Source organism: Spartinivicinus poritis (genome assembly GCF_028858535.1).
Taxonomy (GTDB): Bacteria; Pseudomonadota; Gammaproteobacteria; order Pseudomonadales; family Zooshikellaceae; genus Spartinivicinus; species Spartinivicinus poritis.
Window position 1 is genome coordinate 26,095 of record NZ_JAPMOU010000041.1, and the last position, 25,109, is coordinate 51,203.

Here is a 25,109-nt window from a genome sequence, read left to right on the forward strand (position 1 = left end):
TTATGGATTTGAATGTAACTGGTGCCGGTACGGTTCAAGTTTCTGATCACACCTTCACCGCAGCGTTTAACGAAACTCTGGTTCACCAGGCAGTTGTCGCTTATTTGGCAGGTGCTCGCCAAGGTACTCGTGCACAGAAAACTCGCTCAGAAGTGAGTGGCGGTGGACGTAAGCCATGGCGTCAAAAGGGTACTGGTCGTGCTCGTGCGGGAACTATTCGTAGCCCAATCTGGCGTTCTGGTGGGGTGACTTTTGCAGCTAAGCCACAAGACCACTCACAAAAGCTAAACAAGAAAATGTACCGCGCTGCATTGCGGAGCATCTTGTCTGAGCTGGTTCGTCAAGAGCGTTTAGTTGTTGTAGAAGACTTTTCAGTTGCTGCGCCAAAAACCAAAGAAGTGCTGAGCAAGCTAAAAGAGCTTGATGCAACTAATGCACTGATCATCACTGATGCAGTTGAAGAAAACCTGTATCTGGGTGCGCGGAACATTCCTCATGTTGATGTTTGCGATGTGAATGCTGCTAATCCAGTAAGTCTGGTTGCTCATGAAAAAGTTGTCGCAACTGTCGCTGCCTTAAGAAAGTTTGAGGAGATGTTAGGATGAACCAGGAGCGAATCTTTAAAGTACTGCTTGGTCCACACATTTCCGAGAAAGCAACGCTTCAAGCTGATTTAGCTGGTCAGTATGTATTTCGAGTTGCTACCACGGCTACCAAGCTAGAAATCAAAAAAGCCGTAGAAAAGCTTTTTGAGGTGAAAGTCAAAGCGGTTCAAACCGTTAAGGTTAAAGGCAAAACCAAGCGCACTGCGCGTGGTCTTGGCAAGCGCTCTGACTGGAAGAAAGCGTATGTTTGTCTTGAGCAAGGTCAAGAAATTGATTTTGCTGACGCTGAGTAACGGAGGAGCAAGGTATGGCAATCGTAAAATGTAAACCTACATCTCCGGGGCGTCGCTTTGTAGTTAAAGTCGTCAACCAAGACTTGCACAAAGGTGCTCCTTATGCGCCTTTAGTAGAGAAAAAGTCTAAGTCAGGTGGACGTAATAACAGTGGCCGAATTACTACTCGCCATCGTGGCGGCGGTCACAAGCAACACTACCGGATTATTGATTTTCGTCGTAACAAAGATGGTATCAATGGCGTTGTAGAGCGTCTTGAGTACGATCCAAACAGAACAGCTAATATTGCTTTAATCAAATATGCTGATGGTGAGCGTCGCTATATCATCGCGCCTAAAAACTTAAAGCAGGGCGACCAGGTTGTTTCTGGTGTTGATGCGCCGATTAAAGTAGGTAATACCCTACCACTTCGCAATATCCCTGTTGGTAGTGTAATTCACTGTATTGAAATGAAGCCTGGTAAAGGTGCCCAAATGGCGCGTAGTGCAGGTGCCTCTGCACAACTAGTTGCCCGTGAAGGTGCTTACGTTACCCTAAGGCTTCGTTCAGGTGAGATGCGTAAAATTCTTGCTGAATGTCGCGCCACTTTAGGTGAAGTGTCAAACAGTGAGCATAACCTACGTTCTTTAGGTAAGGCTGGTGCAAAACGCTGGCGTGGTGTTCGTCCTACTGTTCGTGGTGTTGCCATGAACCCAGTGGATCACCCACACGGTGGTGGTGAAGGTCGTACTTCTGGTGGTCGTCACCCTGTTTCTCCATGGGGTATGCCGACTAAAGGCCGTAAGACTCGTAGCAATAAGCGTACAGACAAACTTATTGTCCGTCGCCGCGGCAAGTAATTAACCGGATATAGAGGAAACGACAGTGCCACGTTCACTTAAAAAAGGTCCATTTATAGACCTTCACTTACTGAAGAAGGTTGAGGACGCTGTTGAGAAAAGCGATAAGCGTCCCATTAAAACTTGGTCGCGTCGCTCTATGATTCTACCGCAAATGGTTGGTTTAACTATTGCGGTTCATAACGGGCGTCAGCATGTACCTGTCTTTGTTACTGAAGACATGGTTGGTCATAAACTGGGCGAGTTTGCAGCTACACGTACTTATCGTGGTCATGCTGCAGACAAAAAAGCCAAGCGTAAGTAAGGGGTAATGACAATGGAAGTAGCCGCTAGTCATAAAGGCGCTAACATATCTGCCCAAAAAGCGCGCTTGGTTGCCGACCAGATTCGCGGAAAAGCGGTAGATGAAGCACTGAATATTTTAACCTTCAGCAACAAAAAAGCTGCTGTTTTGGTTAAAAAAGTATTGGAATCAGCTATTGCCAATGCTGAGCACAATGAAGGTGCTGATATCGACGAATTAAAGGTTTCTACTGTTTTCGTTGACGAAGGTAGAACCCTAAAAAGAATTCGTCCTCGTGCTAAAGGCCGTGCTGATCGCATTCTGAAGCGGTCTTGCCATATTACGGTCAAGGTTGCTGAGAAATAGGAGACGATCAGATGGGCCAGAAAGTACATCCAACGGGTATTCGCCTTGGCATCGTAAAAGACCACACTTCTGTATGGTTTGCAGAAGGACGGGAATACGCTGACAAGCTGATTACCGACTTACAAGTTCGTAAGTATATTCAAGAGAAACTGAAAAATGCTTCTGTTAGTCGCGTAGAAATCCAACGCCCTGCTCAGAACGCCAAAATTACTATTCACACTGCTCGTCCAGGGATTGTGATTGGTAAAAAAGGCGAGGACGTTGAAAAACTACGTCGCGATATTTCTGCAAAAATGGGTGTGCCAGTTCACATCAACATTGAAGAAATTCGCAAGCCAGAGCTAGATGCCATGCTAGTTGCACAAAGCGTGTGTAGCCAGCTAGAGCGCCGTGTAATGTTCCGTCGAGCGATGAAGCGTGCGGTGCAAAATGCGATGCGCTTAGGTGCCAAGGGTATCAAAATCCAAATCAGCGGCCGTTTAGGTGGTGCAGAAATCGCCCGTACTGAGTGGTACCGCGAAGGGCGTGTGCCTCTACACACTCTGCGTGCTGATATCGATTATGCCCACTATGAAGCCCTGACAACATACGGCATCTTGGGTGTTAAAGTTTGGATCTTCAAAGGCGAGGTAATTGGTGGTATTCGTGAAGACGAAAAGCCAGCCAAAAAGCCAGCCACTAAGAAGAAAGCGGCTAAGTAAGGAGTACGCAAATGTTACAACCAAAGCGTACGAAGTTTCGTAAGCAAATGAAGGGCCGTAACCGCGGTCTAGCGATTCGTGGCTCTAAAGTCAGTTTCGGTGAGTATGCTTTAAAATCGACTGGTCGTGGCCGTATTACTGCTCGTCAAATCGAAGCAGCACGTCGTGCAATGACTCGTCATATCAAGCGTGGTGGTAAAATCTGGATCCGTATTTTCCCAGACAAGCCAATCACCCAAAAACCCTTGGAAGTACGTCAAGGTAAAGGTAAAGGTAGCGTTGAATACTGGGTTTGTCAGATTCAGCCAGGTCGTGTGCTCTACGAAATGGAAGGTGTTTCTGAAGAATTAGCACGCGAAGCATTTGCGCTTGCGGCAGCTAAGCTACCTGTAGAAACAACTTTCGTGAAACGGACGGTGATGTAATGAAAGCAACTGAATTACGTGAAAAATCCGTCGAAGAGCTGAACGAACAGCTGTTAGCGCTGTTGCACGACCAGTTCAACTATCGGATGCAAAAAGCGACTGGACAATTGGGGCAGACTCACTTGCTCAAACAAGTCCGCCGTGACATTGCCCGTGTTAAGACTGTGCTGAATGAAAGAGCAGGTAAGTAAGATGGCAGACACAGAAAAGAAAGTGCGGACACTGAGCGGCCGAGTAGTCAGTAACAAAATGGATAAAACCGTTACTGTGTTACTAGAGCGTAAAGTGAAGCACCCTATATACGGTAAGTATGTGAAACGCTCAACTAAGTTGCATGCACATGATGAACGCAACGAATGCCAAATTGGTGATTGGGTAACCATCAAGGAAACCAGACCACTTTCAAAGTGCAAAACCTTTGAGCTGGTTTCTATTGATGAGCGAGCTACACAAGTTTAACCGTAGTTCTTGACCTCAAGGTAAAACCTAGTTGAGGTGGGAGAAGAAAGATGATTCAGACTGAAACCGTGCTTGACGTTGCTGATAACAGCGGTGCGCGTCGAGTGATGTGTATAAAGGTATTAGGCGGCTCACACCGTCGCTACGCTAGTGTTGGCGATATTATCAAAGTAACAGTTAAAGAAGCTATTCCACGTGGCAAGGTCAAAAAAGGCCAAGTCATGAATGCGGTTGTTGTTCGTACGAGAAAAGGTGTTCGTCGTCAGGACGGATCAGTTATTCGTTTTGATGGCAATGCTGCAGTGCTGTTAAACACTCAGAATCAGCCAATCGGCACCCGTATTTTCGGCCCTGTTACTCGTGAGCTGCGTTCAGAGCAGTTTATGAAAATTATTTCTTTGGCACCTGAAGTGCTATAGAGAGAGGGCTGGAGAATGCAAAAAATTAAACGTGGTGACGAAGTCATCGTTATTACCGGCAAAGATAAAGGTAAAACGGGCAAAGTTGTAAAAGTACAACAAGATGGCCGTTTTGTTATATCTGGCATTAATATGGTTAAACGCCATGTGAAGCCTAATCCAATGCTGGGTAAGCCTGGTGGTATTGTAGAAAAAGAAGCACCTATTCAGGCTTCTAACGTTGCAATTTACAATGCTGAAACTAAAAAAGCTGATCGCGTTGGCTTTGAAGGCGCTGGTAAAGAGAAAAAGCGTATCTTCAAGTCTACCGGTAAGCCAGTTGATGCATAGGGCTAGCAGGTAACGACGATGACAAATTTGTTAGAAAAGTATCGCAGTGAAATTGCTCCCAAGCTTAAAGAAGAGCTTGGGTACAGCAATATTAATGAAGTGCCAAGCATTACCAAAATCACCTTAAATATGGGTGTTGGTGAAGCAGTTGGTGATAAAAAAGTAATCCAAAATGCGTTGGCTGACCTGGAAAAAATCGCAGGTCAAAAGCCAATCGTAACCCGTGCTCGTAAGTCAGTTGCCGGCTTTAAGATTCGTCAAGGTTGGCCAATCGGTGTAAAAGTAACTCTGCGCCGTGATCGGATGTATGAGTTCTTGGATCGCTTGGTATCAATGGCACTACCCCGTGTTCGCGACTTCCGTGGGTTAAACCCAAAGTCTTTTGATGGTCGTGGTAATTACAGCATGGGTGTGAAAGAGCAAATTATCTTCCCAGAAATCGATTACGACAAAATCGATGTACTTCGTGGGTTGGATATTACGCTTACCACCACTGCTAAAACTGACGAAGAAGGGCGCGCTTTATTAAAAGCGTTCAATTTCCCTTTTAAGAGTTAGGGTAGGGTTATGGCAAAGATCGGAATGAAACAGCGCGAATTAAAGCGCCAGAAGACAGTCCAAAAGTTCGCTGAAAAGCGCGCTAAGCTTAAAGCAATTTTAGCTGATATTAATGCATCAGAAGAAGAAAAATGGGAAGCCCAAGTGGCTTTTCAAAAGCTTCCTCGTGATGCTAGCCCAAGCCGACTACACAACCGTTGTCGTGTAACAGGGCGTCCTCATGGCTACTATCGTAAGTTTGGCTTAAGCCGGATTAAATTACGTGAAGCAGCGATGCGTGGAGATATTCCTGGCTTAGTGAAAGCGAGCTGGTAGCTAAAATTCTGAGGAGAATTTAGAAATGAGTATGCAGGACCCGTTAGCTGATATGCTAACTCGCATCCGTAATGCCCAAATGGCAGAAAAAACTTCTGTCAGCATGCCTTCCTCTAAGGTAAAAGTGGCTGTTGCCAGTGTACTGAAAGAAGAAGGTTATATTGAAAACTATCAGGTAGAAGGCGATGCCAAGCCTGTACTGAGCATCGAGCTAAAGTACTTTCAAGGCAAGCCTGTTATCGAAGAATTGAAGCGTGTTAGCCGCCCAGGATTACGTGCTTATGCAGGTAAAGAAGAACTGCCAAAAGTGAATGGTGGTTTAGGGATTGCTATCGTATCTACTAATAAAGGCGTCATGACCGACCGTGCAGCTCGTGCTGCTGGCGTTGGTGGTGAAATTCTCTGCACGGTATTCTAGGAGGGTTTGATATGTCTCGTATTGCAAAAAGCCCTGTTGAACTTCCTAGCGGTGTAGAAGTTAGCCTTGCTGGTGGACAAATCACTATTAAAGGTAGTAAAGGCAGTCTTTCTATGGGCTTAGCTTCATGTGTTGAAGTGGCTCAAGAAGAGAGTGTGCTAACATTTGTTGCTAAAAACGGTGCTAAACACTCTCGTGCTATGGCTGGTACCACTCGTGCTTTAGTTAGTAACATGGTAACTGGTGTAAATAGTGGTTTTGAGAAAAAGCTGCAGTTGATTGGTGTTGGTTACCGGGCACAAGCTAAAGGTAAATCTATCAACCTTACCTTAGGCTTCTCTCATCCAGTTGATTACGAATTACCAGAAGGTATTTCTGCAGAAACTCCAAGCCAAACTGAAATTGTTATCAGAGGTATCGATAAGCAGTTAGTTGGTCAGGTAGCAGCAGAAATTCGCGACTTCCGTCCACCTGAGCCTTATAAAGGCAAGGGAATTCGTTACGCGGATGAACATGTTCGCCGTAAAGAAGCTAAGAAAAAGTAAGGTAGGGCACTGATATGTCTATTAAAAGAGATTCTCGGTTACGCCGTGCCCGCAGCACTCGCTCAAAAATTCGCGAGCTCGGTAAAACCCGTTTGTGTGTACACCGTACACCTCGTCACATTTATGCTCAGGTTATTGCAGCAGATGGCAGCCAAGTGTTGGCTAGTGCCTCAACGCTGGATAAACAATTGCGCGATGAGAAGACAGGCAACGTTGAAGCGGCTAAAAAAGTAGGTGCGCTGATTGCTGAGCGTGCCAAAGCAGCTGGCGTTACAGATGTAGCGTTTGATCGCTCTGGCTTTCAATTCCATGGTCGTGTGAAAGCATTAGCTGATGCTGCACGCGAAGGTGGCTTAGAGTTCTAAAGGTACTGAACTATGGCAAATAATGAACGTAAGAGCGACGAAGGTTACATTGAGAAGTTAGTTCAAGTTAACCGTGTTGCAAAAGTTGTTAAAGGTGGTCGTATTTTTGGTTTTACTGCATTAACAGTGGTTGGTGACGGTAAAGGCAAAGTAGGCTTTGGTCGTGGTAAAGCGCGTGAAGTGCCAATTGCTATTCAAAAAGCAATGGAAGCTGCTCGTCGTAACATGATTCAAGTCGACCTGAATGGAACGACTCTCCAATATCCAGTTAAAGCACGTCATGGTGCTTCCAAAGTATTCATGCAGCCAGCCTCTGAAGGTACTGGTGTAATTGCCGGTGGTGCAATGCGTGCAGTTTTGGAAGTAACTGGCGTACAAAACGTATTGGCTAAGTGCTATGGCTCTACTAATCCTGTAAACGTTGTTCAGGCTACTTTTAAAGGCCTGAAAGAAATGCGTTCACCTGAAGACGTAGCGACTAAGCGTGGCAAGTCGGTAGAAGATATTCTGGGATAAGACAATGGCAGCAGCGAAACGAATCAAAGTAACGCTTGTCCGTAGCAGTAGCGGCCGTCTTGCCAGCCATAAAGCCTGTGTATCAGGCTTAGGCTTAAAGCGCATCGGCCATACTGTTGAAGTGGAAGATACCCCTTCAGTACGCGGCATGATTAATAAAGTATCCTATCTGGTTAAAGTGGAAGGAGAATAACCATGCGTTTGAATTCTCTTGGTTCTGCTCCGGGTAGCCGTCCAGCGGGTAAACGTGTTGGACGCGGGATTGGTAGCGGCTTGGGTAAAACCGGTGGTCGCGGTCACAAAGGTCAGAAGTCTCGCTCAGGTGGTTCTGTTAAGCCAGGATTTGAAGGCGGTCAACAGCCATTACAGCGTCGTCTACCTAAGTATGGCTTTACCTCTCGTCTGGCTCGGGTTACTGCAGAAATTCGCTTAAGTGAGTTGGCTAAGGTCAATAGTGAAATTATTGATTTACAAGCACTTCGTGAGGCGAATATTATCAATGCCAGCATTCAACGTGCTAAAGTCATTCTTTCAGGCGAGCTATCTAAGGCTGTTACCTTAAAAGGTATTACTGCTACTAAAGGCGCTCGTGCTGCAATTGAAGCTGCTGGTGGTAAAGTCGAGGACTAAATGGCTAAGAAAGGATCATTACCCGTAGGTAATCAAAGTGGGCTGACCGAGCTTTGGTCTCGGCTTCGCTTTGTGTTTTTGGCGATTATCGTTTATCGCATCGGTGCACATATTCCTGTTCCAGGAATTAATCCTGACGCGCTGGCGAATTTATTCGACCAAAATCAGGGAACCATCCTTGGCCTTTTTAATATGTTTTCGGGTGGTGCTCTAGAGCGAATGTCTGTATTAGCTCTAGGCATCATGCCGTATATTTCAGCTTCCATCATAATGCAGTTGATGACTGTTGTTAGTCCTCAACTTGAGCAATTGAAAAAAGAAGGCGAAGCCGGTCGACGTAAAATAAGTCAGTATACGCGCTATGGCACTGTATTATTGGCTTTAGTACAAGGCTTTGGTATTACCGTTAGCTTAGCTAATCAGGGTATCGCCTACGACACTGGTCCCAGCTTTTATTTTGTTGCTATTACTACCTTCGTTACTGGTGCTGTTTTCTTAATGTGGTTAGGAGAACAGGTGACTGAGCGAGGAATTGGTAATGGTATTTCTATCTTAATATTTGCGGGGATAGTAGCTGGATTACCAAGTGCAATAGGGCAGCTTTTTGAGTCTTCTAGTGAGCGAGACGCAAGAGCTGTGCTGAAAATTTTAGCAGTTGCAATCATTGCAATTTCCGTTATCGCATTTGTGGTGTTTATTGAGCGTGGTCAGCGTAGAATTACGGTGAATTATGCAAAACGCCAGCAGGGTAGAAAAGTATTTGCTGCGCAATCAAGTCATTTACCCTTGAAAGTAAACATGGCGGGTGTAATACCTGCTATCTTTGCTAGCAGTATCTTGCTTTTTCCAGCGTCGATTGCTCAATGGTTTGGTACGCCAGGCCAGCAAGGTGAAGAAAGCTGGGTGACGAGCTTGCTGAATGATTTAGCGCAAGCTATAGGCCCTGGTCAACCACTGAATTTAATTTTATTTGCAGCGGGTATCATCTTCTTCTGCTTCTTCTATACGGCTCTTGTTTTCAACCCGAAAGAAGTAGCGGATAATTTGAAAAAGTCAGGTGCCTATATTCCAGGTATTCGTCCTGGAGAACATTCAGCCAAGTATATTGATGGCGTGCTCACACGTTTGACTATGGTTGGTGCGATTTACATGGCGGCGGTATGTTTACTGCCTCAATTTTTAAATGTTGCGTGGAATATTCCCTTCTATTTAGGTGGTACTTCACTCTTGATCGTAGTTGTGGTGGTGATGGATTTCATGTCACAAGTACAGTCACATTTAATGTCACACCAATATGAGTCATTGATGAAAAAATCTAATCTTAAGGGCTATGGTAGTGGAGGCTTAATTCGCTAATTAGCGAATTAATTATTCACAAACATTTACCCTGACGATTGATTTGGAGACAGTTATGAAAGTAAGAGCTTCTGTAAAGAAAATCTGTCGTAACTGTAAAGTCATTCGCCGAAATGGCTCTGTGCGAGTGATTTGCAGTGCCGAACCACGCCATAAACAGCGTCAAGGCTAAGGATACAGTTTTACTGATAACTACCGCCTGGCTAGTCAGGCGGTTGATTTATTGATCAGTAGTCAGTATGCTATTGCGCCTTTCGCTAATGGTGTAATTTAAGGTTGAGCATATTAAGTGCTCGTTCGAGGATGGAGTTAATTGAATGGCCCGTATAGCTGGCGTCAATATTCCAGATAACAAACATGCTGTTATCTCCCTCACCTATATTTTTGGTGTAGGAAAACCAACCGCTCAGAAGATCTGTGCAGCAACTGGCATTAACCCAGAGGCAAAAGTAAAAGATCTTACTGAAGAACAGGTTGATCAGCTGCGTAATGAAGTTGCCAAGTATACTACAGAAGGTGACTTACGCCGCGAAGTTAGCATGAATATTAAGCGTTTGATGGATTTGGGTTGCTACCGTGGTTTACGCCACCGTCGTAGTTTACCTGTACGTGGACAGCGTTCTAAAACTAACGCTCGTACCCGTAAAGGTCCACGCAAGCCAATTCGTAAATAATCGCTGCAAACAGAATTTTTAATCTGTAGCAGTCGCAATTACAGGAAAGTTCTAATATGGCAAAGCCAGGTACTCGTTCACGTAAAAAAGTGAAAAAGACCGTGGTGGATGGCATTGCTCACATCCATGCGTCTTTTAACAATACAATCGTGACAATTACCGATCGTCAAGGCAATGCATTAGCTTGGGCAACTGCGGGTGGCTCCGGCTTCCGTGGTTCTCGTAAAAGCACGCCTTTCGCTGCTCAGGTGGCAGCAGAAAGAGCAGGCAATGCCGCTGCTGAATACGGTCTGAAGAATTTAGATGTGTGTGTCAAAGGCCCAGGACCAGGACGTGAGTCTGCCGTTCGTGCATTAAATGCATGTGGCTATAAGATTACTAACATCGTAGACGTGACACCGATTCCACACAACGGTTGTCGTCCACCTAAGAAACGTCGTGTTTAATGGGGAGACAGTAAATGGCTAGATATTTAGGTCCTAAGTGTAAACTGTCTCGTCGTGAAGGTACCGACTTATTTCTGAAAAGTGGCGTACGTCCTCACGACTCGAAGTGCAGAGCTGAATCAGCTCCTGGTCAACATGGTCAGCGTCGCGGTCGTCTTTCAGACTATGGTTTACAGTTACGGGAAAAGCAAAAAGTACGCAGAATGTACGGTTTGCTGGAAAAACAATTCCGCAACTACTATAAAGAAGCTGACCGCCGTAAAGGCGCCACAGGCGTAAACCTGCTGCAGATGCTTGAGTCTCGCTTAGATAATGTCGTATATCGGATGGGCTTTAGCTCCACCCGTGCTGAAGCGAGACAGCTGGTTAGTCATAAAGCTATTCTGGTTAATGGTAAGGCAGTAAATATTCCTTCTTACCAAATAAAACCAGGTGACGTTATTGCTATTCGTGAAAAAGCGAAAAACCAGTTGCGTATTAATGCCGCACTTGAATTAGCAGCTCAGCGTGGTTTGGTTGAGTGGGTTGAGGTGGACACTAAGAAAAAAGAAGGTGTGTTCAAAGCTCAGCCTGAACGGAGTGAATTATCAGCAGACATCAACGAAAACTTGATTGTTGAGCTGTACTCCAAGTAAAGGATAGGCATCAGGGTTAAGTAGGGTATTACATCCATGCAGAGTTCAGTAACTGAATTTCTCACACCACGTCATATTGACGTACAAGAAATCAGCGCTACCCGCGCAAAAGTAACTCTGGAGCCATTAGAGCGTGGCTTTGGACATACTTTGGGTAATGCGCTTCGTCGAATCTTGCTTTCTTCAATGCCCGGTTGTGCAGTGGTTGAAGCGGAAATCGAGGGTGTATTACACGAGTACAGTGCGATCGAAGGTGTCCAGGAGGATGTGATTGAGATCCTGCTGAACCTAAAAGGCCTAGCTGTAAAAATGCATGGTCGCGATGAAGTGATTCTCTCTTTATCGAAAAAGGGTGCTGGAGCTGTCACTGCCGGTGATATCCAGCTTGATCACGATGTTGAAATCGTTAACCCAGACCATGTCATTGCCCACCTGAGTGATGCAGGTGAGCTTAATATGAAGCTCAAAGTTGCTCGTGGTCGTGGTTATGAGCCTGTTGATATGCGTATGGGCGATGAAGATGAAAGTCGCTCAATCGGTCGTCTTCAGCTAGATGCTACATATAGCCCGGTTTACCGTGTGTCTTATGTAGTTGAAAGTGCTCGGGTAGAGCAGCGCACAGACCTTGATAAGTTAGTGCTCGACTTAGAAACTGATGGAACATTAGATCCAGAAGAAGCAATTCGTCGAGCTGCAACCATTCTTCAGCAACAGCTGGCAGTTTTTGTTGACCTTGAAGGTGACAAAGAACCTGAGCCAGAAGAAGAAGAGGATGAAATTGATCCAATTCTATTGCGTCCTGTTGATGATTTGGAACTCACTGTTCGTAGTGCTAACTGCTTAAAAGCAGAAAATATCTACTACATTGGTGACTTAATCCAACGTACTGAAGTTGAGTTGTTAAAAACGCCAAACTTAGGTAAAAAATCTTTAACTGAAATTAAAGATGTCCTTGCCTCAAGAGGCTTATCGTTGGGTATGCGTTTAGATAATTGGCCTCCTGCCAGTTTAAAAAACGACGATAAAGTATCAGCTTAAAGATTACGAGTAACCAAGCATCAAGTTTGGTTAAGGATTTTCGCAATGCGTCATCGTAAGAGTGGTAGAAAATTAAATCGTACCAGCTCTCACCGTCACGCCATGTTTCGTAACATGACGTGTTCGCTTGTAGAGCATGAGTTAATTAAAACAACTTTGCCAAAAGCTAAAGAGCTTCGCCGTGTAGCTGAGCCTTTAATTACTTTGGCAAAAGAAGATAGTGTTGCTAATCGTCGTTTGGCGTTTGATCGTCTAAGAAATAAAGCGACTGTTGGTAAGTTATTCAGTGAGCTTGGACCTCGTTTTTCTGAGCGCCCAGGTGGTTATATCCGCATTTTAAAGTGTGGTTACCGTCAGGGAGACCAAGCGCCTATGGCTTATGTTGAGTTGGTAGATCGCCCTCAGCCAGAGCTAGAAGAGGATGCTGAAGATTAAGCTTCTTTTGTAGGGTTGTTTAATCGAAAAAAAGCCAGGCAAATGCCTGGCTTTTTTGTTTTTATAATGTCATTTTTTTAAGGTATAAATTTGGCGGTGCGTTATTGAAATCTTGAGCTAAACTCTTTGTTGATAACAGGGGTTACCCTTGCAGCAGGTTTAATTCAAGATGTATAAACCTTATTTTAATCAGCGTTAGAGTGAGCTATGGAAAGCATAACTCTGGTGTGAAAGTGATAATAGATAATAAGTGCTATGGACATGGCATCTAATAACTTCAAGCCTAAACTTTTATCTGTGAAGCTATTTGTTGGTAGCTTATTGGTTTCATCAGCCGTTTCTGCTGAGTCAACAAGCTCATCAAGAGGTTATGAAACCAGGCCATATAGTCATATTCGGTTTTTTAAGTCAGATAAAATATCAGAGCAAGGTGTTGCTAAAGCCTTATACCAGACTCTGGATAATCCTTCAAAAGTATCCAGGCAGTTACTAACAGGGGCATTGGCGAAAGGGCTGGATAGTCTGGATATGCTGGAGCCAGTAGAAGATACTGTCAAATATGTTAAAGAAAATACTGAATTTAACTTTGGTCAATGTGGAGAAGTAAAGCTAAGAAAGCAACTTCGAGCTGTTACCTGCATAAAAGGTTTTGGTTCGGTACAGTTAAAGTCAGATTATGACCTTGATGAAGTAGCAATTGAGTTTGAGTGGCGCTTTTAAGCCTGAAACAAAATAGATTGTGTTTCCCTCCTCTCATAAAGCTGTGCCCTCAAAATAATTTAAAAAGGAGGAATGCTGTCCTCCTTTTTAAGTGTTACTTTAATGACTTTCCTTGCTGCTAAAATGAGCTGACAATTTGACCTGCTGATAAGATTCCTTCGGGTTTACCATGATATGAAAGTAACCAGAGCTAGGACTGTTGATTAAAATCTCTTCCTCATTGCCAGTCTGTTTTGATGCATAATCATAATTGTTTGTGTCAGGCCAGCCTGTTTGGTTAAGGTATAAGTCTGCGTCACCTGTTCCCCCTGATAACTTAAGAGAAAATTTAGTAGCGCAGTCTGGCACATGGATAAAAAACATCTGGCTATAGCTGCTTGTTAGCATCTTTGGCTTTGAGGTAATTAACTCATCATTCCTATCAGTTGATGTGTTGCCTTTGCAGTTACCATTATCTCCATCAGTATCTGTTATTTTATCAAGCCAGTTATGGAAATCTGTGTCAAAGCTATACCTGATTTGACTTAGATAAGCATTATAATTGCTGTAGTCTCCTTTCCTAAAATAAACCAGCATTTGTTGTAGTGTATTTTGTTGATTTTCAAACATATAGCGAACAGCTAAGTAGCCCCAGCGGTAAATCCGGTTAACACCACTATTGTAGTTGTTGTAAAACAGGTCACTTAACTGAAAGGCTTTAGTTTTTGCTAAATCTAATGCAGCTTGGTAGTCATCACCATACGCCATGTATTCTCCCAGCCCTTCTACCCACCATACCGTTGAGTACAAAGGTAAATCATTAAAACCACCCCACATATTAAAGCGACCATCTAAGTAGTGAGTGTACTCATGCTCTAAATTCCAGATAATGGTTTTATCTGGTGTGGATCGTTCATAAGCAATAAAGCGTGCTTGATTGTTAGGATCGGCAGGGTCGCCTTCTAAATACATGCCACCATTATCTGTACTGATATCAAATAAAGCTCCAGCATAGGTTTGATAATCCTTACGAGTATTAAATGTTATAACCTCCAGGGTTTCATTATAGTCATCAGCAACTGGGTTATAGTTTGTATTGAGCTTATTGTGAAATGTAACTTTGTGTTGCGCTAGCTTATTACAAGTAATCGTTAGGTCTTGGTTAGAAATGTTTTGTGCACGGATGACAATGCTCTTGTCACATTGATGTCGAATTGGCAAAACAGCTGCAGCTAACTTATCTTTGAAGTTGCAAACACCATAGTAGCTGCAATTAGCTGGGTCATAATAATTAACCATTTCAGCAGCGCCAATCCATAAAGCTGCACCAGAACCGAGCATGCTATAGTCGTCAAAAATACGTTTTACATTGCTTTGTACTTGGTTTTTTGATTTTGTATTATATTGTAAAAACCTTGCCATTTCCCTTGTAGCATTAACAAGTAGAAACTCATTATCTGTACCTAGAAGCTTTTCATTAGTTTTAATAAAGTCGCTTAGGGTGTTAGCCATGCGAGGATTATCTTTAACCTTTTGCTGAAAGTCATTAAACTGATGCCCTCGAAATAAAATAGTGAAAATGCTATTAACTGCAGCACGCATTCCCCAGTGTTTTAGGTAGCTATCGTTAAAGCGATAAAGCATAACTGCTAAAGTATCAAGGTATTTGGCATTAAGTTCTGAGCTGTCGATTAAAATGATAGCTTCATTTAAAACATCACCATGTTTAGCATTAACATCTTTAAAATGAGGATTAGCTATAAACGCATCCAGAGCATAAGCAACTTGTTTTTTTAAGTTTTCTGAATAAGGGTCAAGTTGATCCTGGTAGTTCCAGTTAGCGTAATAGCCAGCCCTCAAAAATAAAATAATTTCTAGGATTTTATTTTGATTATCTCCGCTATAATCTTTGGCGAGTCTAACCATTTCACTAGCTACGGCAAGCATTTGAGGCTCAGTGAAAATAGCTTTTGTTTGCTGTAAGTTGGTAGAAAAAAGCTGGTTTATACAGCTAGTATTAACAGACTTTACTTTATTAGTCAAAACACTGTCCTGAAGGTTTTCAAAATCACTAATTCTGCAGGCAGTAAGTTGTAAGGGAAGATTATTGAAGAGTGAATGCTCAGAGAGTAAATTGAGTTTGTGAGGAGGTCGAAGGTTTGCAGTTAACTGCTTTGATGGCTGGTGATTGGTTAATGCTGTAATTGTTGGTGATGTTACAGCATAGCTATGCATAGATGAAAAAATAAAAAAACTTAGAAATAATTTTTTGTTCATAGTTGTTCGTCCCTGGATTAAATTAATCTAAGTGCTAAATTAATTTTTGAAAATAATTTAAAAGCAGGCAATTCTACATGTAAAAGACTGCGTAGATATAAATTATAATTAAGTGGTCTAGGATTTTAATAAAAAGAGTGCTCATCTTGGCAGGTTTGTTTACGAAGAATATTTTTGAATTTCTAAGTAAACAAGCGTTACCAGTTGACTGGTGAGCTAGAAGTGCATTTTAATTAAAATACTAGTCTCAAATTATTTTGATTATAATAAGTTTGTTTTTTAGTATTTAATGTATATATGTTGTTTATATAAAGTCTCCTTTTTTATTTGTCTTGTATTGGTAAGTTTAAATTATTGATTAAAGTCAACTGTTCGTCCAATAACCAATATATGATCTTTTCATAAGACACTCGTGTTATTCGTATCCTTACATCATATGAAGTCATTAACAGAGTGTAAGAATTTGATAACCTTGCCTAGTAGTCATTTTGTGTTTTTAAGTTAATTTGGTATGAATGATAATGGCCTGAGACATGTTGAAGTCATTGATTTGATTGGGTTATATTGAAAATGTTGGCAGTTTAGTAAAATATGTAGACTAAGATGATCAATGGAGTGATTAGTGTAATGGGAGAGCGCTTCAATAGGTTTGATGTGATTGATTTAGAGAGAGTTGCTGATATAGAAGCAAGAGTTGACTATAGCTGTAATACTCACAAGTTAATGACTATTACTAGTAAAAAGTTAAAAGCATTATATCCTTACTGGCATGAGATGCCGCGAGATCCCTATTTGGCTGGTGGGTATCGACAGCGCTGTCTTAGTCGCTTTAAGTGCGAAAATAATAAGCTTTATCTATTGCAACCAACTGCAGTATACCAAACTAGAGAGAATAATCGGGTTTTTGGTGATTTATCCAGGCGATTTAAACCATTAAAACCGGAGTTGGTCTTCCATAGTAGTTTTATTGCTCTAGTTAAACTATTTATTAGTAATTTACCTGAATCACCAGTAGGTAAAGTTCTATGGGTGCACCAAATCCGAATCAATGTATCGTCTTCATTGCCAGGTAAGCCTGTACCTGAAGGTATTCATCGAGATGAACGGTTATATGTAGGTATAGCCGTTGTCAACAAGCAAGGGGTCTCAGGTGAGGAGACTCAATTGTTTAAAAGTAAAGATGAAGCTCCTATTTGGCAGCAAACCTTGGCAGTTAACCAGTTACTGATGTTTAATGATCAATTGCTTTATCACAATACAACAGATTTTTTAACAGTTGCTCCTCAAGGTGGCTATCGTGATATATTTATTTTGGCGCTCAGTGAGCTTGAACAAGGTGTACTATAACCTACTAATAGGTAAAGAGTGTTAAGACTAGCTGATTGTTAGATATAAAGTGAACTATAGGGATATATCTTAATTTTATTCAGAGAATAAGACAGTATACATTTGTTCGTCTATTAATTGACTATAGGGAGTGACTGTTTCACGTTGCCATGGAATTCGACCAAAATACCATAGGCGCCAAAATGTTAAATTAGTAGAGGGGTTGCTCCTGAGTAGCTCATTAAATGTTTCAATTTTACCTAATTGGATAGAGAGTGATTCAGAAAATACATCATGGACAAATTTGGAGCAAAACTGTAGTTTAGAGTCATATTTAAACCCTAGGTGGTAAAGAATACCTAAACGCTTATCAATGCTTGATTTTATACCACTAAGCTGCTCCTCACTTAATGGTTGATTAAGACGGCGTATGGATAGTTGTGTACCAACAGTTCTCTTAATATATTTGCTTAAAGGAGTTTTTCTTGAGAAGGGTACGGCGCTTTCAGCAACAACCCATTGTCCGTTTTCAAATAGAGCAATACCTACATGAGAAACCCAAGTATTAGTTGTTTTGGCGACTTGTTTATACAATGGACTTCTTATTGAAATAAATAATAAATCACCCTCTTTAATATTATTATTAACGATATTAATAAGCTCATCAATTGAGTTGTCTTGATAATGAATGTGAGTTTCTTCGTTCATTGCTAACACAGTTTAGATCCTCTTAATCCAAGTATTAGTTAAGATGCGTTTGCTTGCTAAGGATTTTTGCATAAGGGTTTTTCTAGCAACAGCTTTATTAGATAAGTATCACTATTTGATACTTTTGGATGTAGTATTTGACCTGCTAAGGATGCTTTCAACAGGAAACTCTATGGGGAAGCTTGTTAGCCTGTGAATCCTAAAAGAGCATAGCAACTCCTGACGTTGTTGTTACAGAGTTATTGCTCTTGAATTTTGTGATGTAGCTTAATTGATTTCTTGATATTAATATAAAGGAGTGATTTTTTTGATTTGCTATATTAGTAATGACTAAATTCGATATTTGTATTTACAAAGTTTGTTTTTTTCCTTTTTATTTGAGAATTAATTAATAACCTCTTGCACTGTGTATTCAACTATAGAATAGAATTAGTCCCAAATTTTAAAAAGATGACATTGGATGGCTTGATCAATTAAAGATAAAAGTAAACTATCTATCCCGCCGAATGATCATTAGGTATCCGACGGTATGTCCAGAAATATAATGAGTGAAAAATGTACAGGGAAATAAACTATATATAGTTTTTATAATTCTGGAAAGATTGTTAATTATCTGCGATTTGATTATTGAATAATATTTGCAGTTAAGAGAGGTGATATGAAAAAGAAAATCCTGATAGGGGTTTTACCACTTTTATCCTGTACAGTTGCTGCTGAATTACCTTCACCGGTGAAGAGTAATTATATTCAAACCCATCATCAGCATAATACTCATCAAAAAAATTTGTCAGCTAGTGTAAGACCACCAATCTTAGGCACGCAAAACCCTATTAAAGCTAGTATGGAAATGTATGAACTAGCTAACTGTAAGACGAATGAGTTTCAAAACTTAAGGGGAGGTGCACTAGTTAGTAAAGTAAAATCAGTGACAAGTAGCTGTATCAATCAGCTGTTCAGTGCCAGTTTAAGTCAAAGTAAAGCAATCTTCAGTGAAGATCAAATGCTTTCGGTGGCTAGCGAAGTTGAAAACTTATCTCGTAACTATCAAGGTAATAATAAAGATAAGCTATTGCAGACAGTATTATTTTTACGTGCAGGATATTATGCCCAGTGGGGTTATCAGGACGATATAAGCAAATACTCCAACAGATTAAAACAGCAAATAGCAAGAGCTATTGATGCATTTATTAATAATCGAAATTTCAATAATATTTCTAATGAACATGGAAAAGTATTAAGTGAAGTTATAACATTAATGGATAGTGCTGAGTTAAATGCAAAATATTTAGAAACTTTGCAGCGTATGCTGGATAAATTTAATTATCAATACACTAAATATCGGGATATGGTTGTATCGATTAATAGTGTGTTTACAGTACTATTCCGTGGTCACCAATTTGATGATTTTAAAGCTAAAGTAAAAGAATTTCCACAAATTGTCACATCATTGGATCAATTTACTAAGAGTCAGGCTGATTTGCTGGGTACAGATAGCCAGTATGTATTAGCTAACTCAGTGAGAGAGCTTGGGCGTTTTTTGCAGTATGAAGGTACACTGAAAAGCCAGGCAAAGAAAGGTATTAAGAGAATATTAAGTCAGTATAATGAAACAGGTAAAGGAGCTGCACTATGGATGGGTGCAGCAGAGATGGCTGACTATTTTGATCAGAAGAACTGTGAAGAGTATAATATTTGTGGTTTTAAAGATAGGGTTAAGAGCCGTGTTTTATCGATAAAGCATCAATGTAATGATGCTATTTCAATTCGTGCCCAGCAATTGTCAGCAAAAGAGTTAGCGGGAATATGTCAAACCTTGGCAAAACAAGCAACTTATTTTCATAATAAGCTAAATACGAATTATACGCCGGTTGCAAATGATAATAACGACACTATAGAAGTGGTGGCCTTTAATTCAAAGGACGATTATTCCACTTACGCAGGTGTATTATTTAACATGGATACGAACAATGGTGGCATGTATTTAGAAGGCGATCCATCTAAACCTAACAACCAAGCTCGCTTTATTGCCTATGAACAAGGTGGTGAGGTTTGGAATTTACGCCACGAATTTGTGCATTATCTGGATGGTCGTTTTGATATGAAAGGAGGCTTTAATGATTATCCATTATCATCTACAGTTTGGTGGATTGAAGGATTAGGTGAGTATATTGCTAAAAAAGATGTTAACCCTGAAGCAATTCGTCTAGCAAAAACCAAAGCATTCCACTTAAGTGAAATATTTTCCAATGACTATAGCAAAGGTGTTGATCGGATTTACCGATGGGGCTATTTAGCTGTTCGGTTTATGCATGAAAATCACAGTAATGATGTATATAAAATGACGTCATATTTCCGCAAAGGCGAATATAAAGCCTATGAGGAATACTTAAATAGTATGCGAAATAATTATAATCAGGAGTTCCATCGCTGGTTGGATGAAGTGAAAGATGGTAAGCCAGATCCGAAACCAGACCCTGATCCAAAGCCGGATCCAGACCCGAAGCCTAATCCAAAGCCGGATCCTGATCCGAAGCCTAATCCAAAACCAGATCCAGATCCTAAGCCGGATCCTGATCCAAACCCAACACCGGATGATCCAAATCCAGATGGTAACTGTAAAGGAAATACGTCTACTGATAGAAATGATGAAATATTACTTGATCAGGCTAAACAAGAGTTGTCAGGTAATGACAATGAATATTATTTTGTTTATGTGCCTGACTGTGCTAAACAGCTAACAGTGAAGTTGTCTGGTGGTGAAGGTAATGCCAATCTTTATCTGAAAAAAGAGGGTTGGCCAAGTGCTACTGAGTATGACCAGATGTCGAATCAATCAGGTAATTCAGAACAAGTTGCTTTACAAACACCAGGTGCAGGTTATTACCATATAATGGTTGAGGCAGCACAGGCCTATTCAGGGCTTTCTTTAAGGGCAAGTTTAAATAATGGCTCTGATACGACGAATACACCTAATCCACCAAAGGATTGTGAAGCAAGTACAAGTGGTCGAGAAGATGAGCTGGATGGTTGTACACCTAAAGTAATTTCAGGGGCAACACCTGCTTATTATTATATTTATGTGCCTGCAGGTACTAAGCAGCTGCAATTAATAACATCTGGTGGTGAAGGTGATGTAGATATCTATGCTAATGATGAAGGATGGCCAACCGACTCTGAGCATCATTATTCATCGACTAATAATGGTACGACTGAGCAAATTTTAATAGAAGCACCAAAGGAAAATCATTATTATCACATTCTAGTAAAACCCAAAAATAGCTATAAAAATGTGACTATCAGAGCTAAACTAGCAAATTAACCTGTTAGTACACAGTTGCTCTCATAGAAACGAAAGGCCAGGTTATTCAACTTGGCCTTTTACTATTTGTTAATTTTTGCGTGCTATATTGAATCGGATTTGAGAGAAGGGTGCTTATCCCTAAAACTATTTGCTACATTAGTAGTGTTTTAATTTCTTAATGCTATTATTCTTTTGTTTAGCTGACATGTTTCTTTTTTATACTCCGCTATAAACTTTTTGCCCCACAGTAAGACCATCTATATTTAAAAATACTGAATACCCTTCCTTCAGATAAGCTTGGCTATAAATAGTGAAGTGCAGTTGAGGTAGTAGCATGGGAAAGGGAACAAAACTAAAGTTTAAGGCAAAAAGTGTAGAAGAGGCTCAGGGTAAAAGCAGGCTTCAACCCTGGAAAATATTATTAGTCGATGATGATGAAGATGTACATGTTGCAACTAAAATTGCTTTAAGTGGTTTAGTGTATAAACAGCGCAGTCTATCATTTATTAGTGCATATACAGCTGAAGAGGCAAAGGAAAAGGTTGAAGAACATACAGATATTGCTTTAGCTTTTGTTGATGTTGTAATGGAAACAGAAAGTGCAGGGCTTGATTTTGTTGAGTGGTTACGCAAGGTGCATCAAACCAAAGACATACGTGTTGTATTAAGGACTGGCCAACCAGGTCAAGCACCAGAAAAAAATGTTGTATTAGATTATGGCATTAATGACTACAAGGATAAGTCAGAACTGACCGCCGAAAGACTACTGACATCTACTATAACAGGGCTTCGGGGGTATGATGATATAATAGCAATCAAAAAATTGCTTGCTATTATGGACTGGAATCAAAAAGCGATAGTTTATGCTATGGCTACTTTATGTGAGAGTCGTGACCACCGGCTAGGTTCTCATGTGCAACGAGTAGCGGCGATGAGCAAAGCAATTGCACAAAAGCTGATGGAAATGAGGATAGAAAATGTAGATGAACATTTTATTGAGTTAGTTGAACTTGCTGCCACCCTTCATGATACAGGTAAAATTGCAGTTCCTGATTCTATTTTAAATGCACGACGGTCGTTGACAACTAAAGAGTTTGAGATCATGAAAACCCACTCAGTAGTAGGGTATCAAACTCTAGAAGGTGCTAGTCATTTTGTGCAAGAAGCTGGGCTATTAGGTATGGCTAAAGAGATTGCTCATTATCATCATGAGCATTGGGATGGCAACGGCTACCCGGATGGATTAATAGGTAGGGCAATTCCATTACCAGCAAGAATTGTTGCAGTGGCTGATGTATTTGATGCTTTAAGGGCTCAGCGACCTTATAAACCTCCTTGGCCATTTCAAAAAGCATTCGTTGAAGTGAGTGAAGAGAGCGGCTCTCATTTTGATCCAACAGTCGTACGAGCATTTATGGAAGTTGCTGCAGATGTCGACTCCAAACAAGTTTATGAATCCTTTAATTAAGTAAATTGCATATCTAATGCCCCAGCTTACAGTTATTGATCAAATATGGATGCTTATTTGTGCTGCGCTTGTTTTTACTATGCAGCTGGGATTTACTTCACTTGAAGCAGGTATTACTCGGTCAAAAAATACTATTAATGTTGCCATGAAAAATGCAACTGACTTAGTAATATCAGTCGCTGCTTTTTGGCTGGTAGGCTACAGCTTGATGTATGGAGATAGTTTTTATGGATTGGTGGGGCTTGATACATTTGCTTTATATGAGTATGGCAGCTCCAGTGAAATAATTATATTTTTCTTTCAGGCAATGTTCTGTGCGACAGCTGTTACTTTAATGTCAGGAGCAGTAGCTGAACGCCTTAGATACCGTGGTTTTATTTTTATTGCCATGATTATTTCATTAGTGATTTATCCTCTGTTTGGTCATTGGGCATGGCATACTGATAATTCACAACAAGGTTGGTTGGCGGCGCTAGGGTTTTATGATTATGCTGGCTCAACTGTTGTTCATAGTTTAGGAGGGTGGGTCGCATTAGCTGCAGTCATCGTAATTGGGCCCAGACAGCAACGCTTTAACAAAAATGGAGAAGTTAACCAGTTTTCTTCTCATAATTTAGCTATTTCTTTATTGGGGACATTACTGTTGTGGTTAGGCTGGTTTGGCTTCAATGGTGGGAGTAATTTTACTTTTAATGAGCAGTCAGTTATTGCTGTAGTAAATACACTATTAGGTGGAACAGCTGGTGGTTGTGCTGTTTTGTCCAGTTTATTAAAAAATAGAAATGTAAAAATACACCCAACTATGTTGTTAAATGGATGTTTGGCAGGTTTGGTATCAGTAACTGCAGGTGCCAATGTGTTATCGAGCTGGGGAGCTATCTTTATGGGAGGGATTGGTGGGTATGTCATGATATCTGTCAGTCGTTTATTGGTATATATGAAAATTGATGATGCAGTGGATGCTATTGCTGTTCATTTGGGGGCTGGTTGCTGGGGAACACTAGGTTTAGTGCTGATAAGTCCTTTTCAACCAGCTTTGGCACATTGGGATGCATTGGAACAGTTTGCAATACAATGTATAGGAGTAATTGTTTGTGGGTTGTGGGCATTTGGTGTTTCATTTCTGGCATTACATGCTATTAATCGATTTACGCCGTTAAGAGTAACACCTGTGGCTGAGCGGATGGGGTTGAATATTACTGAACATGGGGCTCCAACAGAGCTACATGATTTTATGGATTTTCTGCACCAGCAGACTATTCATGAAGATTTATCTCTACGAGCTAATATTGATCCATTTTCAGAGATTGGTGTTATTGCAGAAAAATATAATCAAGTATTGGATAAGCTACAGCAAACAGTCACTCAAAGTAATGTCATATTACAGTCTGTGGCAGACCCTATAATAGCTTTCAAACCCAATGATTTAATAGTAGTATCTGTTAATAAAGCAACTAAGCGGCTGTTTGGGTATGGTTTAGAAGAAATGCTTAATAAACCAATTACTCAGCTGGTTTCTGCAGAAAAAATGAATACTTTGCTAAAACGCAAGATAAATACAAAATATGAAGAAATTGAAGGTAGGCGAGCTGATGGCAAAAAACTGTTATTGGAAGTTAGTCTTGCTAAAACAGCCTTAACTAAAAACAATTACTATACACTTATTTTGAAGGATATTTCAGAACGCAAAGAGAAAGAATTACAGGTATTGAATGCGAAACAACAGGCAGAAAATACATTAGAAAAACTACAAAGTATGCAAAACCATTTAGTGCAGACAGAAAAGCTAGCAGCATTAGGGCAATTAGTTGCAGGGATTGCTCATGAAGTTAATACCCCTCTGGGTATTGCTGTTACGACTGCAAGCCATATTAATGGGGAAATAAATCAGATTATTGGTGATTATAGTAGTGGAGAATTGACAGAAGAGGTATTTAATGAAGGGCTGAATAAAATACAAGAGTCAGTTCAATTGCTATTAAAAAATGCAAATAGAGCTTCACAGCTTATCCGTAGTTTTAAAACAGTTGCTGTTGATCAAACGAACGCAGAAAGGAGGCTATTTAAGTTGCAATCCTATCTTGAGGATATATTGGATAGCTTAAGACCAAACTTTAGAAAAACTAATATTATCATAACTGTTCAGTGTGATGATGCTATTGAGTTGGATAGTTATCCTGGACTACTTGCTCAAATTATTACAAATTTACTAATGAATTCATTAATCCATGGTTTTGAACCTGACCAGCATGGAAAGATTGTACTAGAGGTCAATAGAAAAGGGGCAACCCATATAACTTTACTATATAAAGATAATGGTAAAGGGATTAGTTTAGATATAATACCTCATATTTATGAGCCATTTTATACTACACGACGAGGAAAAGGTGGTAGTGGTTTAGGCTTGCATATAGTACATAATTTAGTAGTTGGCCCATTGGGTGGGCAAATAGAAACACTCACCCCTGACCAGGGAGCCGCATTTTTAATTACATTACCTATGTCTGTCCCATAAGTTAATTTTTTGTGATCTATTTTTTAAAAAAGCATGTCAGTAAAATGAATTTTCTGTCAAACAATTAAACTACTCTTTCTTAAAAAGTTACCTAATTATCACTATACCTAAGCCATTAGCTGCTGTATATTTGAACAGTATGGCAATTTGATTGAGAAGGTATA

33 protein-coding genes are annotated in these 25,109 nt (G+C 40.7%); 31 read left to right on the top strand and 2 right to left on the bottom strand.

All coding sequences use genetic code 11. The features are described from left to right. The first annotated feature begins 2 nt into the window (after positions 1-2). From rplD to ORQ98_RS22505, 27 genes are all read left to right on the top strand, one after another. Complete coding sequence (rplD, locus tag ORQ98_RS22375; RefSeq protein WP_274691048.1) at positions 3-605, top strand: 50S ribosomal protein L4; 603 nt, start codon at positions 3-5, stop codon at positions 603-605. Beyond that, positions 602-898, top strand: coding sequence for a 50S ribosomal protein L23 (gene rplW / locus ORQ98_RS22380; RefSeq protein ID WP_274691049.1), 297 nt, complete (start codon positions 602-604; stop codon positions 896-898). The genes rplD and rplW overlap by 4 nt, the downstream gene beginning before the upstream one ends. A 14-nt stretch (positions 899-912) precedes the next feature. Then, the gene (gene rplB, locus ORQ98_RS22385; protein WP_163835717.1) at positions 913-1,737 is read left to right on the top strand and encodes a 50S ribosomal protein L2; all 825 of its coding nucleotides are present in this window, start codon (positions 913-915) and stop codon (positions 1,735-1,737) included. Between the two features lie 25 nt (positions 1,738-1,762). Continuing rightward, positions 1,763-2,041 (top strand): 30S ribosomal protein S19, encoded by a 279-nt coding sequence (gene rpsS / locus ORQ98_RS22390; RefSeq protein WP_163835715.1) that lies wholly within the window; start codon positions 1,763-1,765, stop codon positions 2,039-2,041. Positions 2,042-2,047: 6 nt separating this feature from the next. Beyond that, the gene (gene rplV / locus ORQ98_RS22395) at positions 2,048-2,386 is read left to right on the top strand and encodes a 50S ribosomal protein L22 (protein WP_425347703.1); all 339 of its coding nucleotides are present in this window, start codon (positions 2,048-2,050) and stop codon (positions 2,384-2,386) included. An 11-nt stretch (positions 2,387-2,397) separates the two neighbouring features. Further along, entirely contained in the window at positions 2,398-3,087 is a 690-nt protein-coding gene (rpsC, locus tag ORQ98_RS22400) for a 30S ribosomal protein S3 (protein WP_274691051.1), read from the top strand. Between the two features lie 11 nt (positions 3,088-3,098). Beyond that, a complete protein-coding gene (gene rplP / locus ORQ98_RS22405; RefSeq protein WP_163835712.1) occupies positions 3,099-3,512 on the top strand; it encodes a 50S ribosomal protein L16 in 414 nt (137 codons plus the stop codon). Next, positions 3,512-3,703 (top strand): 50S ribosomal protein L29, encoded by a 192-nt coding sequence (gene rpmC, locus ORQ98_RS22410; protein WP_163835711.1) that lies wholly within the window; start codon positions 3,512-3,514, stop codon positions 3,701-3,703. The genes rplP and rpmC overlap by 1 nt, the downstream gene beginning before the upstream one ends. A gap of 1 nt (position 3,704) precedes the next feature. Next, positions 3,705-3,971: a 30S ribosomal protein S17 gene (gene rpsQ / locus ORQ98_RS22415; RefSeq protein ID WP_274691052.1), complete on the top strand. Its 267-nt coding sequence runs from the start codon at positions 3,705-3,707 to the stop codon at positions 3,969-3,971. 50 nt (positions 3,972-4,021) lie between these two features. Then, entirely contained in the window at positions 4,022-4,390 is a 369-nt protein-coding gene (rplN, locus tag ORQ98_RS22420) for a 50S ribosomal protein L14 (protein ID WP_274691053.1), read from the top strand. Positions 4,391-4,405: 15 nt separating this feature from the next. Continuing rightward, entirely contained in the window at positions 4,406-4,720 is a 315-nt protein-coding gene (gene rplX / locus ORQ98_RS22425; RefSeq protein WP_274691054.1) for a 50S ribosomal protein L24, read from the top strand. 18 nt (positions 4,721-4,738) lie between these two features. After that, positions 4,739-5,278 carry a 50S ribosomal protein L5 gene (gene rplE / locus ORQ98_RS22430; RefSeq protein ID WP_274691055.1) on the top strand — a complete coding sequence of 180 codons (540 nt, stop codon included), beginning with the start codon at positions 4,739-4,741 and terminating at the stop codon, positions 5,276-5,278. Positions 5,279-5,287: 9 nt separating this feature from the next. Next, positions 5,288-5,593, top strand: coding sequence for a 30S ribosomal protein S14 (gene rpsN / locus ORQ98_RS22435; protein ID WP_163835701.1), 306 nt, complete (start codon positions 5,288-5,290; stop codon positions 5,591-5,593). A 25-nt stretch (positions 5,594-5,618) separates the two neighbouring features. Beyond that, positions 5,619-6,011, top strand: coding sequence for a 30S ribosomal protein S8 (gene rpsH, locus ORQ98_RS22440; protein WP_180570493.1), 393 nt, complete (start codon positions 5,619-5,621; stop codon positions 6,009-6,011). An 11-nt stretch (positions 6,012-6,022) separates the two neighbouring features. Beyond that, positions 6,023-6,556 carry a 50S ribosomal protein L6 gene (gene rplF / locus ORQ98_RS22445; RefSeq protein WP_274691056.1) on the top strand — a complete coding sequence of 178 codons (534 nt, stop codon included), beginning with the start codon at positions 6,023-6,025 and terminating at the stop codon, positions 6,554-6,556. A gap of 14 nt (positions 6,557-6,570) precedes the next feature. Further along, positions 6,571-6,921 carry a 50S ribosomal protein L18 gene (rplR, locus tag ORQ98_RS22450; protein WP_274691057.1) on the top strand — a complete coding sequence of 117 codons (351 nt, stop codon included), beginning with the start codon at positions 6,571-6,573 and terminating at the stop codon, positions 6,919-6,921. Between the two features lie 12 nt (positions 6,922-6,933). Next, a complete protein-coding gene (gene rpsE, locus ORQ98_RS22455; RefSeq protein ID WP_163835694.1) occupies positions 6,934-7,437 on the top strand; it encodes a 30S ribosomal protein S5 in 504 nt (167 codons plus the stop codon). 4 nt (positions 7,438-7,441) lie between these two features. Next, entirely contained in the window at positions 7,442-7,630 is a 189-nt protein-coding gene (gene rpmD / locus ORQ98_RS22460; RefSeq protein ID WP_163835692.1) for a 50S ribosomal protein L30, read from the top strand. A gap of 2 nt (positions 7,631-7,632) precedes the next feature. Beyond that, positions 7,633-8,067 (top strand): 50S ribosomal protein L15, encoded by a 435-nt coding sequence (gene rplO / locus ORQ98_RS22465; RefSeq protein WP_274691058.1) that lies wholly within the window; start codon positions 7,633-7,635, stop codon positions 8,065-8,067. Further along, positions 8,068-9,423: a preprotein translocase subunit SecY gene (secY, locus tag ORQ98_RS22470; RefSeq protein ID WP_274691059.1), complete on the top strand. Its 1,356-nt coding sequence runs from the start codon at positions 8,068-8,070 to the stop codon at positions 9,421-9,423. A 55-nt stretch (positions 9,424-9,478) separates the two neighbouring features. Next, complete coding sequence (rpmJ, locus tag ORQ98_RS22475; protein WP_163835686.1) at positions 9,479-9,595, top strand: 50S ribosomal protein L36; 117 nt, start codon at positions 9,479-9,481, stop codon at positions 9,593-9,595. Positions 9,596-9,740: 145 nt separating this feature from the next. Beyond that, on the top strand, positions 9,741-10,097 hold the full coding sequence (gene rpsM / locus ORQ98_RS22480) for a 30S ribosomal protein S13 (protein ID WP_274691060.1): 357 nt from the start codon (positions 9,741-9,743) through the stop codon (positions 10,095-10,097). A gap of 56 nt (positions 10,098-10,153) precedes the next feature. Then, entirely contained in the window at positions 10,154-10,543 is a 390-nt protein-coding gene (rpsK, locus tag ORQ98_RS22485; RefSeq protein ID WP_274691061.1) for a 30S ribosomal protein S11, read from the top strand. A 14-nt stretch (positions 10,544-10,557) separates the two neighbouring features. Beyond that, positions 10,558-11,178, top strand: coding sequence for a 30S ribosomal protein S4 (gene rpsD, locus ORQ98_RS22490; RefSeq protein WP_274691062.1), 621 nt, complete (start codon positions 10,558-10,560; stop codon positions 11,176-11,178). A gap of 36 nt (positions 11,179-11,214) precedes the next feature. Further along, the gene (locus ORQ98_RS22495; RefSeq protein ID WP_180570486.1) at positions 11,215-12,216 is read left to right on the top strand and encodes a DNA-directed RNA polymerase subunit alpha; all 1,002 of its coding nucleotides are present in this window, start codon (positions 11,215-11,217) and stop codon (positions 12,214-12,216) included. Between the two features lie 45 nt (positions 12,217-12,261). Further along, positions 12,262-12,651 carry a 50S ribosomal protein L17 gene (gene rplQ / locus ORQ98_RS22500; protein ID WP_180570485.1) on the top strand — a complete coding sequence of 130 codons (390 nt, stop codon included), beginning with the start codon at positions 12,262-12,264 and terminating at the stop codon, positions 12,649-12,651. Between the two features lie 261 nt (positions 12,652-12,912). Then, on the top strand, positions 12,913-13,371 hold the full coding sequence (locus ORQ98_RS22505) for a hypothetical protein (protein WP_274691063.1): 459 nt from the start codon (positions 12,913-12,915) through the stop codon (positions 13,369-13,371). Between the two features lie 99 nt (positions 13,372-13,470). Here ORQ98_RS22505 and ORQ98_RS22510 read toward each other — a convergent pair whose 3' ends face one another. Next, a complete protein-coding gene (locus tag ORQ98_RS22510; protein WP_274691064.1) occupies positions 13,471-15,627 on the bottom strand; it encodes a M9 family metallopeptidase in 2,157 nt (718 codons plus the stop codon). 603 nt (positions 15,628-16,230) lie between these two features. Between ORQ98_RS22510 and ORQ98_RS22515 the strand changes: the two genes are divergently transcribed. After that, the gene (locus tag ORQ98_RS22515) at positions 16,231-16,974 is read left to right on the top strand and encodes a 2OG-Fe dioxygenase family protein (protein WP_274691065.1); all 744 of its coding nucleotides are present in this window, start codon (positions 16,231-16,233) and stop codon (positions 16,972-16,974) included. 75 nt (positions 16,975-17,049) lie between these two features. Here the strand turns inward: ORQ98_RS22515 and ORQ98_RS22520 are convergent, their stop codons facing one another. Next, entirely contained in the window at positions 17,050-17,661 is a 612-nt protein-coding gene (locus ORQ98_RS22520; protein WP_274691069.1) for a YiiX/YebB-like N1pC/P60 family cysteine hydrolase, read from the bottom strand. Positions 17,662-18,319: 658 nt separating this feature from the next. Here ORQ98_RS22520 and ORQ98_RS22525 point away from each other — a divergent pair. The 3 genes from ORQ98_RS22525 (at position 18,320) to amt (ending at position 24,945) form a co-directional block, all read left to right on the top strand. Beyond that, complete coding sequence (locus tag ORQ98_RS22525) at positions 18,320-20,980, top strand: M9 family metallopeptidase (protein ID WP_274691066.1); 2,661 nt, start codon at positions 18,320-18,322, stop codon at positions 20,978-20,980. Positions 20,981-21,296: 316 nt separating this feature from the next. After that, positions 21,297-22,430 (top strand): HD-GYP domain-containing protein, encoded by a 1,134-nt coding sequence (locus tag ORQ98_RS22530; protein ID WP_274691067.1) that lies wholly within the window; start codon positions 21,297-21,299, stop codon positions 22,428-22,430. 16 nt (positions 22,431-22,446) lie between these two features. Continuing rightward, complete coding sequence (gene amt, locus ORQ98_RS22535) at positions 22,447-24,945, top strand: ammonium transporter (protein ID WP_274691068.1); 2,499 nt, start codon at positions 22,447-22,449, stop codon at positions 24,943-24,945. Positions 24,946-25,109 lie beyond the last annotated feature (164 nt).